This window comes from Hymenobacter seoulensis, from assembly GCF_054780535.1.
The window spans coordinates 246378-264609 of the sequence record NZ_BAAGWD010000002.1; the positions used below are offsets into that span (position 1 = coordinate 246378).

Below are 18232 nucleotides of genomic sequence, written 5' to 3' on the forward strand. Positions count from 1 at the left end.
GAAGTCTGAAACGCGAATCGCCGCGTTTAATTTCCCGAAAGGTATTTCTCTGCCGCCAATTCAGCGGCTATTCTGCCGAAGCCACAGAACGTAGCGCCCTTGGTTACTGTTCCGGCATTATTCGCGGCACCCATTGCCCGCCCCTGAACGACTCTCGCGCCCATGTCTGGCCTCTACCTTCACATTCCCTTCTGCAAGCAGGCCTGCCATTACTGCGACTTCCATTTCAGTACCTCTATGGCACTGAAAAGCAGTTTGGTAACGGCTATTACTCAGGAGCTGGCCTTGCGCCGCGACTACCTGGGACCTAACGCCACGCTCAATACCATTTACTTTGGTGGCGGTACGCCCTCTTTGCTGACAGCGGCAGAATTAGATTCGATTTTTGAGGCCATCCACCGCCACTTTAGCGTTGCCACCGATGCGGAGATAACCCTGGAAGCCAACCCCGACGACCTCACGCCCGAAAAAGTACGCGAGCTGGCGGCGTCGCCCATTAACCGCCTAAGCATTGGCTTACAAAGTTTCCACGAGCCTCACTTGCGGATGATGAACCGGGCACACTCGGCGGAAGAATCTAGGGCGGGGGTGTTGCGGGCGCAGGATGCGGGCTTCGAGAATATTTCGGTGGATTTGATTTACGGCGTGCCCGCGCCCGACCATAGCATTTGGCAGCAGGATATGGCCGTGGCGTTTGGCCTGCAGGTGCCACACCTGTCGTGTTACGCCCTCACCATTGAACCCGACACGGTGTTTGGCCGCCAGCTCCGGAAAGGCAAGTTTGTGGCGCCACCCGATGAGTTTGTGGCACAGCAGTTTGAGATGTTGCTGTCAGAAATTGAGCGCCACGGCTATCAGCAGTACGAAATCAGCAACTTCTGTAAGCCCGGCCGCGAGTCGCGCCACAACTCGGCGTACTGGCGCGGGGTGCCTTACCTGGGGTTGGGGCCTAGCGCGCACTCCTTTAACGGCGAGAGCCGGCAGTATACGGTAGCCAAAAACCCTCAGTATGTAGCAGCCGTGCTGGAGCGCCAGCAGGTGCCAGCCACCGTGGAAGTGCTGAGCCCCCAAGACCGCGCCAACGAGTACCTGATGACCAGCCTGCGCACCGCCGGCGGCTGCAGCCTGAGCCACCTGCGCGACGCACTAGGGGTAAATTTGCTCGCAACCCGGGCGGCCTACCTGCACGAGCTCCAAACCACGGGCTTGGCTACCTTGGATGCCAGCGCCACCCTGCGCCTCACCGACCAAGGCAAGCTGCTCGCCGACCATATCACCTTGGAGCTATTTCAGGGCTAGCGAGTTCTGCTTTCGGTGTAGGCCAACTGCCGGGAGGTGTGGCAATGCTTTCTGCCTATGTCTGCTCAAAATGCCAGTAAAAGCACTAATTTCCGGCATTCCTCTATCCTTTTCCCTATGGTTGAGCGGGCACTGGTGGCAGCACGCGCCCGCAATTTCCTCTGAGCCTAGGGTGCTTTCAGGCTCAAGTCCGTGATTATGAGAAGACTAATAGACGCTCTGGCCGACGACACGGATTTCTTTATCGAGCAGGTGCAGATAACTGCTATTGTCTTCGATAATTCTGATGACGTCACCATCTGGGCAACTACCAATTTCGATCAGGAGCCCCACTTCTTCCACTTGGGCCTGCCGTTTCAGCTGCTTGATTTGCTGTTGCGGCTGGCCGGCCCGCGCGTTGAGGAACTGCAAGAAGATATTGCCGACGCCTTGGCCACGGTGCACGAGTGGCCTTGCCTGCTGGAGTACAACAGCGAAGCCGACCCGCCCGTGCTGCTGCCCAACGTGGCCCTCAAGCTTTCGTGCACTTACCCTGCCGATGAGCCTTATGAAGAAGGCGACGACGACGAAACCTTTGATATCAGCATGGCCGCCGACCTGGAGGATGCTGAAGAGTTTGAATCCAGCCAGCCCCACAACATTTTCTACCTTGAGGGCGTGTTCCTGCGTATTGAGCCCTAAATACGCTGCCGTATCCTGCTACCTATGTTTTACCTTTTTCCCGGGCTAGGGGCCGATGAACGGGTGTTCCGGAACCTGCTGCCGTTGCTCAAGGGCGAGGCACAGGTGATGCAATGGCTCACACCTACCCCCCAGGAGCCCCTGCTGCACTATGCAACCCGCATGGCGGAGTCCATTCCGCAGGAGGCAGAGGGGTTGTTGGTAGGCGTTTCGTTTGGAGGGGTAGTGGCCTTGGAAATCAATCGGTTGCGGCCGCGCATGCGCACCGTACTTATCAGCAGCATTCCAGATGCCAGCTGCCTGCCGCCCTTGCTGCGGCTGGTGCGGTTTACGGGAGTTCACCACCTAGTGCCTCCTCAGCTACTGAAGCTATTTCCGAGAGCCGGACAGTGGTATTTCGGGGTGGAAAACGGCGAAGAATACCGGCTCTTCAAACAGATTTTACAGGATATGGAGCCGGTGTATACCCGCTGGGCCATTCACTGCCTTCTGCACTGGGACAGCACCCACGTGGGCCGCAGCATCCAGATTTTGGGTACCCACGACCGAGTATTTCCGCCCGGCCCCACTCCGGTAGAGTACCTTATTCGGGGCGGCGGCCACTTCATGGTGGTTAGCCACGCCGAAGAGATTAGCCGGATTCTGAATACGCTCAATACCAAAGAGGTACAATCAATAGCCGCGGAGAGAGAGGTCTGAAAACGAGCTTCCGAATCTACGCCTCCTGACACTTCGCCACCCCTAAGGGGCTAGCAGCATCTGCTGCTAATGCACCTCACGTTGTTTTCTGCACTTCCTTTCTCATGCTTGCTACCTACCCCCATCAAGGCCGCAGCTTTGCCTTCGACCCCGCTGCCCCGCTAGATATATCGTTGCCGCTGGCGCCCGGCGAGCAGCAAGTAAACTGCTTCTGGGCCGAGCCCGTGCAGTTTGATGTGATTCGGGTGGGGAGTTTTGTAGGGAGTGTGGCCGAGGGTGGCAGTACCAACTACAAGCGCGTGCACCTCACGCCCCACGGCAACGGCACCCATACCGAGTGCTACGGCCATATTTCGGCTAGCCCCGCCGCCACGCTCAACCGCTGCCTGCGCCGCTTTCTGTTTGTAGCGCGGCTTGTTTCGGTACAGCCGCGCCCCCAGCCCAACGGCGACGAGGTGGTGATGCTTGACGATGTACGGCGCGAGTTGGAAGGTGGCCCCGATGCGGCCATCCGGCCAGAGGCCCTAATTTTGCGCACGCTGCCCAACCACAAGGCCAAGCGCACTAGGCAGTATTCGGGCACCAACCCTACCTACCTGGAGCCGGCTTTGGCGCACTACCTGGCTGAGCACCACATAGAGCATTTACTGCTTGACCTGCCTAGCGTAGACCGGGAAGAAGATGGCGGCGAACTGCTGGCGCACCATGCCTTTTGGCGCTACCCCGCCGCTACCCGCGAGCACGCTACCATCACAGAGCTGATTTTTGTGCCCGATGAAGTGGAAGACGGCTTATTTCTGCTTAATCTGCAAATAACTAGCCTTGAGCTCGATGCCAGCCCTAGCAAGCCCATCCTGTACGCCCTGCGCTAGTAGTCACCTTCCGCCTTACTTTTTCGCTTTTCAACGATGCGCACAACTACGCTGTATGGTGCCTTGGGGCTTTTTGTTGGCATACTGGCCGGGTGCGCCCGGGGGCCGGTAGCTTCCACAACCAGTGCGGGTGATTCTGGCGGGCCGGGCCTAGGGGCAATTCGGGAAGATGACCTGCGCCGCGACCTGTTTGCCATTGCCGACGACAGCTTCCGCGGGCGCCGGGCCGGCACCGCCGATGAGTTGCGGGCCGCCGTGTGGGTAGCCGAACGCGCCCGGCAAGCCGGATTGGAGCCCGCCGGTGACGATGGCACCTACTTCCAGTTTTATCCGCTGCGGCGCATCACGGTGGCCGCTACCTCCCGCCTGCTGCTCAACGGTCAGCCCTTGGCCCTGTGGCGCGATGCCTGGGTGACGACCCCCATGAATGCCCGGCTCAGCGGCCCAGTAGTGTGGCTCAATACCTTAGCCGATACCGTGCGCCGCGACCTGCGAGGGAAAATTGTGGCAATGCCCATTGTGCCGCCTACCCCGTTGCCGGCCCCCAAAATGAGCCTCTGGGGCATGCGCTACGCCCTAGCTGCCATTAATCAGCAAAGTGTTGCGCTGCGGGCCCGTGGAGTTGCTGGTATTGTGCTGGCCGCTGATGCCACGACGGAGCCGAACCTGGATTTTGTAGGGCACCGCTACGAAGACGGCCAATACCTGCTGCCCACTATGCTAGCGCCGGAAACGCTGGTGCCGGTGCTGCTGGTGCGGCAAGCAGTAGGTGCTACGCTCCGCAAATCGGGCGCGCGCCTACAGGCCGAGCTGGAGAAGAACGACTTCGAGTACCCATCCGTGAACGTGGTAGCACGCGTGGCCGGCACTGACCCCACCCGGCGACAAGAGCACGTGCTCTTCAGCGGCCACCACGACCACGATGGCATTGGCAAGCCCGTAGCCGGCGACTCCATCTGGAACGGGGCTGATGACAATGCTACCGTGACGGTGGCCCTGCTGGCCATCGGCCGGGCCTGGAAGCAGCGGCCCGGAGCTCGGTCGGCGCTGTTTGTGTGGCACGGCGCCGAGGAGCGGGGTCTGTTGGGCTCGCGCTGGTTTGCTGAGCACCCCACCGTGCCGAAGTCCTCGCTGGTAGCCGTGCTCAATGGGGATATGATGGGCCGCAATGCCCCGGACTCAGCGGCCCTGCTGGGTTCTATTCCGCCTCACCGCAACTCCCGCGCCCTTACCGAAATGGCCCTGCAAGCCAACCAACGCACCGCCAGCTTCAAGCTCGATACAACCTGGGATGCCGCCACCCACCCCGAAGGCTGGTACTTCCGCTCCGACCATTTACCCTATGCCCGCGCCGGCATTCCGGCCGTGTTCTTTACCACCCTGCTGCACCCCGACTACCACACGCCCCGCGACGAAGCCTCCCGCATCGACATCGGCAAGCTTACCCGCATGACGCGCTGGATGTATGCCACCGGCTGGCTGGTTTCGGAGGCATCCGAACGACTTAAGGCGGACCCTGACTTCAAGCTGGAACGGTAGCCACGAAAGCCAACTTCACCCAACGTAAAACGCCCGATTCTCACGTGAGAATCGGGCGTTTTGCTGCTATGTTAATACGAGAGTCGGACTAATTCAGCCACACGGTCAGCAGCATTTCGAAGCGGTGTGGGCCGTAGGCATTGTAATAGGGCGCTTCGCCCTCAAAGCCAAGCACGTGCACCAGCGGAATGCCCTCCGTGTGCGAGTCCACTACCCGAACGGGGTACAGCTGGCCTTCTTCGGGCCAGTCGCCCACGTGGTTGTAGGGGCGCTGGCTGGCATCTACGCAACGCGCGTAATCAACAAAAGGAGCATGACGGGTAGCTTCCGCCAGGGTAAGATTAGCAACTTCGTACTTTGGCATGGTGTGTCGTTCTACAGATATGAGGCCTTAGGCAGAGTGCTACCCCTACAAAGAGCGGTAACCCGGGCCAACGGATGATGAGAGCAAAAGCCTGCGGGGTATTCCGTGCCAAGGGTACGGGCTCCGGACGGACCTAGTCAGGTAGTAATGCTTACCGTCCAACGCATCGGCGCGGCGCATTGTTCGACTAAACTAACCGGATTTTTTCTGTTCCAAGCAAATCCTTGCTATCATACAACCTTATCTTGACTGGTGTCAAAAGCAGGTAACTATTTGTTGTTCAGCTTGTAGTGAGTCGATGGTAAGCTCCGCAGTTTTTCGGCGCTGAACTCCGGCGTGATGTCGCGCTGCGGGGTGCCTAGCATTTCGTAGCCTACCATAAACTTGCGGACGGAGGCCGAGCGCAGCAGCGGCGGATAGAAGTGCATGTGCAGGTGCCACTCGGGGTGCTCCTGGCCATCGGTGGGGCGCTGGTGCAGCCCCGCGGAGTACGGGAAAGAGATGTTGAACAGGTTATCGTAGCGGATGGTCAGCTGCTGCAGCGCCTCGGCAAAGGAGTCCTTTTCGGCGTCGGTCAGCTGCTCAATGGACTGCACATGCCGACGCGGTAACACCAGCGTCTCGAAGGGCCATACCGCCCAAAAGGGCACTACCACTACCCAATGCTCGGTTTCCAGCACCACGCGCTTTTGCTCGCGCAGCTCCAGGGCCAGGTAATCGGAAAGCAGGCTGCGGCCATGTTCTTGGAAGTAGGCAGCCTGCTGCACCGACTCTTTGGCGGGCTCCACCGGCACCGTGCGCTGCGACCAAATCTGGCCGTGCGGGTGCGGGTTCGAGCAGCCCATAATGGTGCCCTTGTTCTCAAAAATCTGCACGTAGTTGATGTCAGGCAGCGCACCCAGCTCCAAGTACTGCTGCACCCACACATCTACTACCCCCCGAATGGCTGGCAACTCCATTTCCGGCAGGGTCAGGTCGTGGCGCGGTGAGAAGCAGATAACGCGGCAAATACCCGATTCAGCTTCGGCCCGCAGCAGCCCTTCCACATTAATGCCGCCCGTGGGCACATCAGGGGTGAGGGCGCCAAAGTCGTTATCGAAAACAAACGTGCCTTCGTAAGCTGGGTTTACCTCGCCATTAGCGCGCGTGTTGGTGGGGCAGAGGTAGCAGGTAGGGTCGTAGGCCGGACGCACTTCCGGCTCCGCCGACTCCTGTTGGCCCTGCCAGGGGCGCTTGGCGCGGTGCGGCGAAACCAAAATCCATTCTCCGCTCAGCGCATTGTAGCGGCGGTGAGGGTGCTCGGTGCTATCAAAATCGGCCATGAGAAGCTGAGGTAAGTAAGAGAAACGTGCCGGTTGGGCAGCAAAGTAGGGCTAGGCTTTAATGGCAGCAGATTACTGCACTACGCTGGGTTCCAGCGTACCCACGCCGCCCACAATGGTAGCCGTGTAGGTTTCCAGGTGTAGCCCCAGTTGCTGCTGGTAGGCGGCCGTCTGGTGGGCAATGAACGCCTCCACGTGTTCGGGCGCTACCAGGTTAATAGTGCAGCCGCCAAAGCCGCCGCCCATCATCCGGGCTCCGAACACGCCGGGTGCCTGCTGAGCCGAAGCCACCAAAATATCCAGTTCGGGGCAGCTTACTTCGTAGTCGTCGCGCAGGCCGGCATGCGAAGCGTACATTTCCTGCCCGAAGGCGCGCAAGTCGCCGGCCAGCAGGTGGCGGCAGGCTGCTTCTACCCGCAGGTTTTCCTGCACCACGTACAGGCAGCGGCGGAATACAACATCCCCGAGCTCGTCCTTATGGGCCTGTACTTGCTCCGGGGTGGCGTCGCGCAGGCTCTGAATGTGGGGGTAGTGGCGTTGCAGCAGCGCTACGCCTTGCTCGCACTCCTGGCGACGCGTGTTGTATTCCGAGCTGGCCAAGGAGTGCTTTACGCCCGAATTGCAGAGTACAACTTGGCTGGCTGAGGTATCAAAGGGAAAATACTCATACTCCAGGGAGCGGCAATCGAGGCGTACTACCTGCCGGGGCTGGCCAAACAAGCTGGCGAACTGGTCCATAAGGCCGCACTGCACCAGGGCGTACTCGTGCTCTGCTTTCTGGGCCATGTGGGCCAATGTCATGCGGTCCAGCTCGGTGCCGAGCAGCGTGTTCAGGGCAAAGGCCAAGCCGCACTCCAGCGCCGCCGACGACGACATGCCTGCACCCAACGGAATATTACCGCCAAACACGCAGTCGAAGCCTGGTACCTGCACGCCACGCTTCTGAAACTGGGCCACCACGCCTAGCAGGTAGTTGGCCCACTGCACCTGGCCGCGCTCCACCGCCGTAACTTCTATGGAAAACGACTCTTTCAGATCATGCGAAACCAGTCGAATAGTATTGGTCTGGTTCAGGCCCACCGCGAAGAAGATTTCCTTATCCACCGCCGCGGGCAGCACATAGCCGGCGTTGTAATCGGTGTGTTCCCCAATTAGGTTAACCCTGCCAGGGGCGCGTACTAGCAGCGGCTCGGAGGTGAACTGCTGACGAAATTCGTGGGCAATGGTGGTAGCTAGCTGCATAGCGAGAAGGAAATAAAGGCGGTTGCTGCTGTAGGAAGGCCACTACAGAACAGGAGGCTGGTACCGGCCGGCGCGGCTCCATGTTACGTGGTATTTCAGACTTTGGCTGCGCTAATCTAGGCGCTTCTGCCGCTTTTATGGCACCGTAGCCGGTATTTTTCACCAGTAAAGTCAGTTCTAAAATGCTGTGCTTTCAGTGGAGACGTACCTGCTGCCCTGGCGCAGAACCCACTACAGCTTGAACTGGAAGCTCACCTTCACGCCAAAGTTGCGAGCCCCTGGCGCGTTACGATACGTGAGGCGGTGAATGAAATCAACCCGGGCCACCTTCAGGATGTTCTCTACGCCATAGCCCACCTCCGCATACGGCGTGTTCCCTAAGGCCTGAAACGACGGAAGCGGCCCGCCGTTCACGGGGTCGGTCTGCGGAATAATGTGCCGGTTGGCTTGGCTGACGCTGCCCCATAGAATATTGCCGGTAGCCACCAGCCGCCAGTTGAGCTGTTTAATGGCCGGAATAGAGTTCAGCAGAAACCCATCAAACTGGTTTTCCAGCCGAAACGCTACGTACCGGTCGCTCACAAACTCAAAGTAGCGCATCAGGTTAAAGGCGCCCGCGTTATAGAACGGCGACTGGTTGCCGAGGTGCGTTTTGAGCACCGGATACGGCACCGTGCTCGGGATGTAGCCCGCATCCAGCCGGTAATCGGTGCGGCCCAGCTGGCCCAGCCGAATGCTCTGGTCGATGAGCAGGTTGAGCTTGTGATACCGGAAGTCTGACCCCAGCACGTCATCTACGCCTAGGGTGTAGCGCACCGTAAACACCGGCCACCGCTTCACACCAATGGCCGAACGACGGTTCTGGTTGTTCTCTACCAGCACCTCGTCCCGGGCATAGCGCGACTCCAGCACTACTTCCGACAAGGAAAATTGGTCATCGGTAGGGGAGCCGGGCTGAGTTTCGCGGGTGTAGTAAGCGAAGGGGTACAAGGGCCGGAACTGCTGATGGCGCAGTACCACGCGTTGGGTAAAGCCCCGAAACAGATCGGACTGCAACGCCACGCTGGTCAGCTCGCGGCGCAAGGGCCGGCTGCTGCTGATGTTGCCTAGGCGGGCCGAAGCTTCAAACAGCGGATTTTCCAGGGCATAGTCGTTGTCGAGCAGGGCTACCTGGTCTAGGTCGTTACGGTGCTCGAAGTTGGCCACCGTCCAGTGCCGGCGCTCTAGCACCCGCTGCACCCGCAGCCCATACTTAAAGCGCCCATCCTGCGTGCCGTAGGCCAAATACGTGCGCAACAGCCAGTCGCGGCTTAGCTCGGGGGTAGTCCGGAAGCCCACCCGGAAGCGGTGACCCTCAATACTATTGAAGCTGTACGCCGTCAGAATCGGGCCCCAGTCGAGCTTGCCGGCGCGGTAGTAGCCGTTCACGGCCACATCGGCTATTTCTAGCAGGTTGCGCACCGCCGGCAGCTTCCGCACCGAGTCCAATACCATCAGCGTGGCCTGCTCTTGCTGGGTCAGGGAGTCAGGCCGGTTTTGCGCAAAAAAGTCCTTGGGCACGTCGAACGCATCGGGTGCCGTTTCTAGGGGCCGGTCATAAAACGCCAGCGGCTTGGGCTGATTAACCAGGAAATTGGAGTTGACCGTGGTGAGGCGCGCCAGAATGCCCGTGCTACTTTTAGTAGGCTTTATGCCGATTACTACCCTAGTACGCCGCGGCAACCCTGCGCCGGCGGCGGAGGGCGTCAGCTCTTGCCACACGCGCACCTGCTCTACAAAATTGAGGTTAGCCTGGGGGCTTACCGCCAAGTCAAGCTGGCGCAGGGCGTACGTGTCGGTTGTTATCCAGATAGTGCCCACAAACGCCAGGTCCTGCGGCCGGCGCGGCGTCACGCCAATCTTGTAGCAAAAGTCCTCGCCGACCATCACCGAGTCTTGCAGCTCATACTCATAGGTGAACTTCCAGCCCTCGGCAATGGGCGAGATAAAGTCCTTGCCGAGTAGCTGCTGCCAGTTCAGGTAGAAGTCCCAGTCCTGAAACGACGACCCCATAATCTGCGACACCACTGAGCCTTCGCGCGGCGTTGCCCCGCGCATCTGTGTCTTGCGCACTTCCTCCCGCTTGCGCAACGGGTTGTTGTTCTGATAAAAGCGCGACAGCACCTCAGAGGCAAAGATGGGCACTATGGCCTTGCCTTTGGCATCGCGGGCTACTCCTAGGCTATCGGCTACCTGTATCATCTGGCGCAGCACGCTACGGCGACTTACCTGATCGGGCAGGTTATTGAGAGCCAGCTCTGTACGATTGTAGGAGTCGAACTCGAAAGCCTCCAGTCGGCGCTTGTTGTTGCGGTTTTTGTGGTCCTGCACGCGGCGAAGAATCACGTACGCCGGGTTTTCGCGCGGCCGAACCACTACCTCGCCCAGCGCCACCGACCCTGAGCCCAGTGCAAAGTTGAAGGTTTGCTTAGCAGCGGTGCTGGTAATAGGCTTTTTCACAGCCGTAAATCCAATGGCCGATGCCACCAGCGTATCCACGGGGCCAGCCACCGTCAGTTGGTAGCGCCCATTCTCATCAGCCGTAGCGCCCTGGCTCGTGCCGCGTACAAACACCGAGGCGAATGGAACCGGCTGACCATTAACGGTTTCCGTCACGCGGCCACTGAACACCAAGCGTTGAGCTTGCGCCTCAGACATACCTAGCAGTAGCAAAGGCAGCAAAAGCAGCGGGCAGAAGATACGCATGGTGGCGGTGGGTTCAGGCCAGACTACGGTAACCTAGCAACTGGTAAGATATCGAGCGACATCGGCAAAAGCGAATAAGCTCCCTTCCAGCTCGGTCCCGGCGGTTACTTCGGGCATTCTTCGCGGGTCAGGGTTTCGTTGATGCTGATGGCGGTGGCGCTACCCTCTGCCGCCGCCAGAAGGGCCTGCTGCGTACCAGGAGTGTTGTCGCCGGCGGCGTACAGGCCGTGCACTGATGTTTGGTGGTTTTTATTAACCCAGATGGCGCCCTTACTGGTCAGGCGGCAGCCCATCTGCTCGGCCAAGGGGCTGCGTTGGTGCTGGTGCGCGTGCACAAACATGGCTGCGCGAGCCAACTTCTCTCCCGACTCGAACACAATATGTCTTAGCTCCCCGCCATCTGTGCCTTCCAGCCTTGCCACGGGTTCTTCGCGCACCTGAATGTTTTGGCGGCGTAGGCGGCGGCGAGCATTTTCCGTCAGGAAGCCTGGGCCGTCAATACACGCTATTACGTCTTTGCTCCAACGGCTAACCAGTAGGGCCAGGCCAGTCACCATTTTGGCGCGTCCGTACACGGCCAGCGGCTGGTCGCGCACTTCCCAGCCGTGGCAATAGGGGCAGTGCAGCACGCCTTTGCCCCACAGTTCGCGCATGCCCTCAATGGGCGGCAGCTCATCTTCAACGCCGGTGGCCAGCAATACTTTGCGTGCCGAAAGCGTCGACTTGCGGCCCGTCGGGCCTTCTAGGGTAAGCTCGAAGCGTTTGGCTATGGCCTTAATCTCCAGAACCCGCGCCTCCCTGATTTCAACGGAGGCGTATTGCGTCAGCTGTTCGCGGCCCAAGCGGAGTAGCTCAGCGGGTTGGGTTCCGTCTCGGGTCAGGAAACCCTGTACGGCCGGTGAGGGGGCATTGCGGGGTTGTCCGCCATCGAGCACCACCACACGGCGCAGGCAGCGGCCTAGTACCAAGGCCGCGCTCAGGCCAGCGCTACCAGCACCCACAATAGCAACATCCGTATCGGTCAAAGGCCAGCTAGGTACCCGATGGCGAGGAACTGAGTCAGACATAAAAACAAGAGTTAGCCCAGTCTATACCCAGAATTCGGGAGTGAGGTTAGGCCAGCGGGCACGTGAATTGGCCATCTATAACAAAAAAGCCCCTTCTCCGAAGAGAAGGGGCTTTTTGCGAAAAGCAACCTAGTCAGATTATTCTTTCACTAAGCGCTTGGTGAACACCTGGCCATTGCCCTGAATGGTGACGATGTAGCTGCCTTGCGGCAAGCCTTTCACTTCCAGTGCCTGGTTGAGGCCACCTTGCTGCGTAGTTGAGCGAACCATGCGGCCGGCCATATCGGTCAGTTGCACGCGGTACGTGCCAGCCGGCAGCGTGGAAAGGTCCAGACGAACATCCGAAAGGTCAGATGCTGGGTTCGGGTACAGTTCTACGTTAGCTACTGCTTTTGCGAACGCCACGGCCTGCACCATGCTCAGCGTAGGAGTGCCATCCGTATCCATCTGGCGCAGACGGTAGTACACCGCACCCTGCGCTTTCGTGCCTACATTGGCGTCTACGAAGCTGTAGTCTTTAGCCTGAGTAGTAGTGCCCTGGCCTTTTACCTCACCGATGGCCTGGAAGGTGACAGCATCGAAGCTGCGCTCTACCACAAATCGGTCGTTGTTCAGCTCCTGAGCCGTGCGCCAGGTCAGTTTAGCATCCTGGTTAGCAGCCTTAGCCGAGAAGCTTACCAGCGTAACCGGCAGCGGGTAGGCCCCGATGATGATAGTTACGCGGCTGGTAGTTACACCACCTGTAGCATCTGTAGTAACTACATCCATGGGGTACGTGCCATTCTTCAGCAGTAAGCGGTTAGCTACTGTGAACTGACCCGTAGCAGCGTTCATATCAATACCCGAAGGCAAGTTTGAATTGCTGAGCACTGCTCGTACTACTGCGCCGTCAACGTCGGAAACCGTAGCGAAGGAGTAGCCATTGGCGTAAGGGCCATTGGTTGGCGAGGCCACGTTGTACACGGCTTCGGTCTCGAATACATTGAGCGCAACCGCTACCGAAGAGGTGCCGCTGGTGGCATCTGTAGTATTGACCGTGAAGCTATACTGACCTTTTACAGCCGCAGAAGCAGTGGGTACGCTAATGGTACCATCAGCACCTACAGTCAGCCAAGTTGGAACACCAGTACCAACTGCCGCCGTGATAACTCCGTTTTGGTCCGTGATAGTTACTAGGCTCCTGCCGTTCGTCAAGGCATCGAGGTTGTAGGCGTTAGGCGTAGAAGCTACGGCTTCCTGGTCAGCGAAGATGGTGATGCTGACAGTTACCGTTGACTTACCACCTAGTGCATCTACCGTATTCACCGTGAAGGTTGTGGTGCCCGTTACAGCAGCAGATGCCGTAGGAACCGTGATGGTGCCATTCGAAGCTAAGCTCAACCAAGTGGGCAGGTTGGGGCTAGTAGCCGTGATGGTGCCATCGGCATCGGTCACCGTTGCTAGGGTCTTGCCATTGGTCAACCCATCGCGGTTAAACGAGTTCGGAGAAGAAGCTACAGCCTCTCTGTCGGCATTGATAACCAGGGTGATAGTGCTGCTGCTGGTGCCGGCCGTTGCATCGGTGGTGCTGATGGTCAGGGGGTAGGAGCCAGCTACCAGTGTGCCAGCATTCGTTACCGTGATGGTACCGTTTGTAGCCAGAGTAGTGCCGGCGGGCAGCGTACCGCTCGTGAGCGAAGCGGCCGTGATGTTGCCGTTGCCGTCCGTAACCGAAGCCAGTACGTTAGTATTAACGTAGCTGTCTACGTTTTTCGCTGGTGCTACGGTATACACCGCTTCCTGGTCAGCGAAGATGGTGATGGTAGCCGTAACACTCGACTTGCCACCAGTTACATCCACCGTATTTACTGTGAAGTCATAGGTGCCGGCAGCAGGAGCTGTGGCACTGTTCACCGAGAACTGGCCCGTAGTAGTGTTGAAACCAATACCAGCAGGCAGAGTGCCCATCGTGATAGTAGCCGAAGTGAGGGCGCCATTAGCATCCGAAACCGTAGCCAGCGAGGAGCCGTTGCTCAGCGCATCACGGTTGAACGAGTTCGAAGTGCTGTATACCGCCTCAGCATCCGGATTAATAACCAGCGTGATAGTGCTGCTAGACAATCCACCCGTAATATCAGTTGTGCTGATGGTCAGGGGGTAGGAGCCGGCAACAAGGGCACTGGCATTGGTCACGCTAATGGAGCCGTTGGCAGCTAGAGTAGTACCAACGGGCAGCGTACCAGTTGTCAGCGAAGCGGCCGTGATAGAACCGTCGCCATCCGTAACAGAAGCCAGCGTGAAGCCGTTGGCGTAATTGTCTACGTTTTTAGCTGCAGCTACTGTGTACACTGCTTCCTGATCAGCGAGGATGGTGATGCTTACACTTACCGTCGATTTACCTCCGGTTGCATCCACGGTGTTCACCGTGAAGGCATAAGTGCCATTCGCTGGACGCGTAGCTGGTGTGCCGCCGATGGAATAAAACTGCCCAGTAGTAGTGTTAAAGCCCATATTAGCGGGCAATGCACCCGTTGCGATGGTTGCCGAAGTAAGAAGGCCGTCGGCATCCGTCACGGAAGCCAGCGTTTTATTAGCAGTCAGTGCATCCGTATTAAACGAGTTAGACGAACTGTACACTGCCTCTTGGTCTGTGGTGATGGTAATGCTGGCAGTTACCGTCGATTTGCCACCTAGGGCATCTACCGTATTCACAGTGAAGGAATAAGTACTAGCAGCAGGAGCTGTGGTGCTGTTCACCGTGAACTGACCTGTGGTAGTGTTGAAGCCTATACCAGTTGGCAAGGTGCCCGTTGCGATGGTTGACGAAGTGAGGGTGCCATCAGCATCCGAAACCGTAGCCAGCGAGGTGCCATTGCTCAGCGCATCGCGGTTGAACGTGTTCGGCGAACTATAAACTGCTTGCTTGTCGGTGTTGATAGTGATGGTAACGGGTACTGCCGATTCGCCACCTAGTACATCCACGGTGTTGATGGTGGCCGTGTAGGTGCCCGCCGTAACCGCGTTAGCATTTACACCGATGGTACCGTTAGCTTGCAGCGTCAGGAATGTAGGCAGAGTGCTACCGCTAGCAAGCGTTGCCGAAGTGATGTTGCCGTTCGCATCGCTTACGGTTGCTACTACCGAGCCATTGGTTAGGGCTGTGTTAGCAAACGTATTAGGAGTAGAATACACCGCTTCCGTATCGTTCTCCTTTACCGGGATAGTATAGGTAGCAGGAGTAGCATCAATGCCGCCATTGTTATCGGTAGCTGTGAACCGGAAGCTGTCATTCTCAACGCTATTGTCAGCAGTTGGGAAGTTGCCCGAGGGGTCATACTTCAGCGTACCTGCCTGTGCTGTGCTTAGGTTAAGCTGACTGCTACCCCCTAGTAAGTTAGCAGCCGTAACAGCTACGTAAGAGCCAGCCGTGCCATTGGTGTTAGTGTTGTAGTAAAGCGTGCCTTTGGTTGGCAGGCTCGTGAACTGATAAGAAGCAATAGTGCCGTCTTCATCCGTTGCGGCCAGTGTTGGAATGCTCGTCTGGCCGTTGGTGCTCAGAATAGCCGAGGCTACCTGAATGCTTACATCCGTAGCGGAAGGAGCTACGTTGGTTACCGTAATGGTGTACGCAACAGCCGGAGAAGATATCCCACCGTCGTTATCGGTAGCCGTAAAGTTGAAAACGAACGTACCGTTGCTGGTGCCAGCCGGGTCGAATTTCAGGTCGCGAGCCTCAGCCAGGGTGAGTACTAAGCCAGGGAAGTTCGTAGTGTTCACCACAGTGGTTCCCACGTACAAGGTACCTAGCGTGTAAGCAGGCAGGCCGGACAAAGTGTACCTGGCAATAGTGCCGTCAGCATCTGTAGCGCTAGGTACTAGAATAGCCGTGGATCCATTGCTGCTTGGCATGGTAGCGCTGGTAGCTGTTGCAACAGGCGCCACGTTTCCAATCGGAATGGTGTAGGTAGCCGGTGTAGGATCAGTAAGGCCGACTGCAGTGTTCGCACGAGCCGTGTAGGTAAATGTAACGTCCGTGGTGTTGGTGCCAATAGGATCAAAGCTCAGTACGCCCAATGTGCCTAGTGTGCCCGTCGTAAACTCGGAGCCAGCGGTAACAGCGGAAGTGACGCCTGCGAACGTGCGGTAAAGCGTACCCTGAGTAACTGGGTCGGGTATGGTGGAAAAGATGTAACTGTAAATGCTTCCGGTTGTGATGCTAGCACTCAGCGTGGATATACCCGTACGGGCCGCGCTGCTCAGGATAGTGGCGTTGGTGATATCATTAGCTACCGGTAGCGTTGTGTTTACAGGTATGGTCAGCGTAGCCGTGTTGGTGCTGGTAGCGTTGTTGTTATCTTTAGCCGTAAAGGGAAGACTTAAGATAAACGAGTCATTGTTGTTAGCTGGGTCAAAACGCAGCGTACCGTCTGCTGGGATATCAGTAGTGGTCGTAACAAGTACGTTAGCGGTAGATCCAGCAGTTCTGTAGTAAAGGGTACCTTCCGTACTACTATTAGGTAGCGACGTAAGCCGGTAAGACGTAACAGTGCCATCAGCATCGCTGCCTTGGAATGAAGGCGTTACTAAATAAGTTAAAGCACCGTTTCCGCTTGGGAGAATAACATTGCTTACGCTTGAAATAGCCGTTGGGGCTACGTTGCCTACCGGAATGGTATAAGTAGCAGGCGTGGCATCTGCTGCACCATCGTTGTCAGTAGCCGTGAAAGTGAAAGTCACGTTGCCATTCGTAGACCCAGAGGGATCGAAGCGTAGGCTGCCTGCCTGTGCCGGCGTTAGGGTTACAGTCCCGATGTTGCTGCTCGTGAAAGCAACGTAGTCGTAGCCAGCATTGTAGTACAGCGTACCATCAGTGGGCAAGCTCGAAATTTTGTAAGATGCAATAGTGCCATCAACGTCCGTAGCAGACAATGCTGAAATAGCGGTTTGATCAGCGCTGCTGCTAATAGAGCCAGAGTTGGTAGTATTGGTAGCAACCGGGGCCGCGTTGGTGATCGTCAGCGTGTATGTAGCGGCTGATTTGCTGACTTCCCCTAGTGCGTCCGTAGCAGTATACGTGAAATTTACGCTGCCCAACGCTGCGGTGGTAGCAGGCATAAAGTACAGGGCCGCGGCCTGGGCCGGCGTAAGCGACAGCCCTGGGAAGTTGGTGGTATTTACCTCTATATAATTGCCGCCAACAAGAACATACAGTTTGCCGGAAGCACTAAGTGCTGTGAGGCTAGCCTGGGTGATGGTGTAGCTAGTAATGGCGTCATTATCGGCATCGGTTGCTGACAAAGGCAGTAATGCGGTATAGCTCCCTCGGGGGGTAGAAGTGCTTTTAGCTGCGGGTACTGGCGGCGTGTTCACAACCGTCGATACTTTCGCATTTGCCAACGTGCCGTTGTTATTAACCGGCTCTATGTCCAATCCGGTAGTTGTGCTACTGGCCACCCCAGTAACAGGGCCCGTGGCTGGCATAGTGAAGCGGATAGTGCTGGTGCTAGTGGCGTTGCTCGCTAATGTCCCAATGGCAGGTAACGTTAGCAGGCCTGTATTCGAATCATAGGCTGCACCGGCTGCGACCCCATTAATGGTCACATTTGTCAGGCCCGCAGTCAGCTGAACCGTGGATACAACCCCCGCAGCACTAATGTCACCTTGGTTTTTAGTTGTCGCTACGTAGTCTACCGGCTGCCCGGCAACAGCACGAGCAGGACCCGTAAGCGTAGTGGCTAGGTCTACTTCAGCGCACCACACCATTGATGGTATACCAATGGTCTGCAAACGAAGGTTGCCGGCAGTGTACGCCTGCGTGTTCTTGTAGATAATCTCAAGCCGCGAAATAGCAACCGTTGCAGGGTACGTTAGTACCACTGTACCTGCGGGGCCACTATTCACACCAATGCCCTTGATGGTATTGGTGCCAGTTACAAACGTGTTACTGCCGTTGGAACCCAACGCCACATCAGCAGCCTGGAGTTGATACAGAGTTCCACCCAGAGTATAGGCATTGAACGTTACCTCGTCAATGAAGTCGCTACCGCCACTAGCTAAGGTGCTAACGTCGATATCCTCCATTGCAAATGCCAAGTTCTTCACTGGGCGGCTAAAGTTCATCTGCACAGTAGATGTATTTGCTGCGCTAACATTGATATTGTCGAGTTGCCATACTAAGCCTTGTGTAGAGAGGCGGGCGGGCTGATTTTCTATGCCCAAAATATTTGTCTGCCCTGCTGGAACAGATGAAGTATAGCTCGTAGTGCTTACAGTAGTATTAGCAACTGTAACCCCGGCCTGTGCTTTCCAGCTCTCTCCTACTGTTCGCTCTGAAAAGTCAATAGCGCTGTTTTGGCTGCATGAAGCATTACTAACAGGCAGCGAGTATGTAGCCGCAGTCGCAATATTGCTAGTGCGATATGT

11 protein-coding genes are annotated in these 18232 nt (G+C 57.4%); 5 read left to right on the top strand and 6 right to left on the bottom strand.

Features of this window, described 5'->3' with window-relative positions:
* Positions 1 to 162 precede the first annotated feature (162 nt).
* The 5 genes from hemW (at position 163) to ACYVHC_RS08895 (ending at position 5090) form a co-directional block, all read left to right on the top strand.
* Positions 163 to 1299, top strand: a complete 1137-nt coding sequence (hemW, locus tag ACYVHC_RS08875) for a radical SAM family heme chaperone HemW (RefSeq protein ID WP_460613332.1) — start codon at positions 163 to 165, stop codon at positions 1297 to 1299.
* 198 nt (positions 1300 to 1497) lie between these two features.
* Positions 1498 to 1980: a hypothetical protein gene (locus ACYVHC_RS08880; protein ID WP_460613333.1), complete on the top strand. Its 483-nt coding sequence runs from the start codon at positions 1498 to 1500 to the stop codon at positions 1978 to 1980.
* Between the two features lie 24 nt (positions 1981 to 2004).
* Positions 2005 to 2679: an alpha/beta hydrolase gene (locus tag ACYVHC_RS08885; RefSeq protein ID WP_460613334.1), complete on the top strand. Its 675-nt coding sequence runs from the start codon at positions 2005 to 2007 to the stop codon at positions 2677 to 2679.
* Between the two features lie 104 nt (positions 2680 to 2783).
* Entirely contained in the window at positions 2784 to 3551 is a 768-nt protein-coding gene (locus tag ACYVHC_RS08890) for a cyclase family protein (protein ID WP_460613335.1), read from the top strand.
* Between the two features lie 36 nt (positions 3552 to 3587).
* Entirely contained in the window at positions 3588 to 5090 is a 1503-nt protein-coding gene (locus tag ACYVHC_RS08895; protein WP_460613336.1) for a zinc-binding metallopeptidase family protein, read from the top strand.
* A gap of 88 nt (positions 5091 to 5178) precedes the next feature.
* Here the strand turns inward: ACYVHC_RS08895 and ACYVHC_RS08900 are convergent, their stop codons facing one another.
* The 6 genes from ACYVHC_RS08900 to ACYVHC_RS08925 form a co-directional block, all read right to left on the bottom strand.
* Positions 5179 to 5454, bottom strand: a complete 276-nt coding sequence (locus ACYVHC_RS08900; protein WP_460613337.1) for a hypothetical protein — start codon at positions 5452 to 5454, stop codon at positions 5179 to 5181.
* Between the two features lie 269 nt (positions 5455 to 5723).
* The gene (locus ACYVHC_RS08905; RefSeq protein ID WP_460613338.1) at positions 5724 to 6776 is read right to left on the bottom strand and encodes a galactose-1-phosphate uridylyltransferase; all 1053 of its coding nucleotides are present in this window, start codon (positions 6774 to 6776) and stop codon (positions 5724 to 5726) included.
* 72 nt (positions 6777 to 6848) lie between these two features.
* The gene (gene galK, locus ACYVHC_RS08910) at positions 6849 to 8018 is read right to left on the bottom strand and encodes a galactokinase (RefSeq protein ID WP_460613339.1); all 1170 of its coding nucleotides are present in this window, start codon (positions 8016 to 8018) and stop codon (positions 6849 to 6851) included.
* 231 nt (positions 8019 to 8249) lie between these two features.
* Positions 8250 to 10715 carry a DUF5686 and carboxypeptidase-like regulatory domain-containing protein gene (locus tag ACYVHC_RS08915; protein WP_460613340.1) on the bottom strand — a complete coding sequence of 822 codons (2466 nt, stop codon included), beginning with the start codon at positions 10713 to 10715 and terminating at the stop codon, positions 8250 to 8252.
* 152 nt (positions 10716 to 10867) lie between these two features.
* Complete coding sequence (locus ACYVHC_RS08920) at positions 10868 to 11830, bottom strand: NAD(P)/FAD-dependent oxidoreductase (protein WP_460613341.1); 963 nt, start codon at positions 11828 to 11830, stop codon at positions 10868 to 10870.
* 138 nt (positions 11831 to 11968) lie between these two features.
* Positions 11969 to 17890, bottom strand: a complete 5922-nt coding sequence (locus ACYVHC_RS08925; RefSeq protein WP_460613342.1) for a putative Ig domain-containing protein — start codon at positions 17888 to 17890, stop codon at positions 11969 to 11971.
* Between the last annotated feature and the right edge of the window lie 342 nt (positions 17891 to 18232).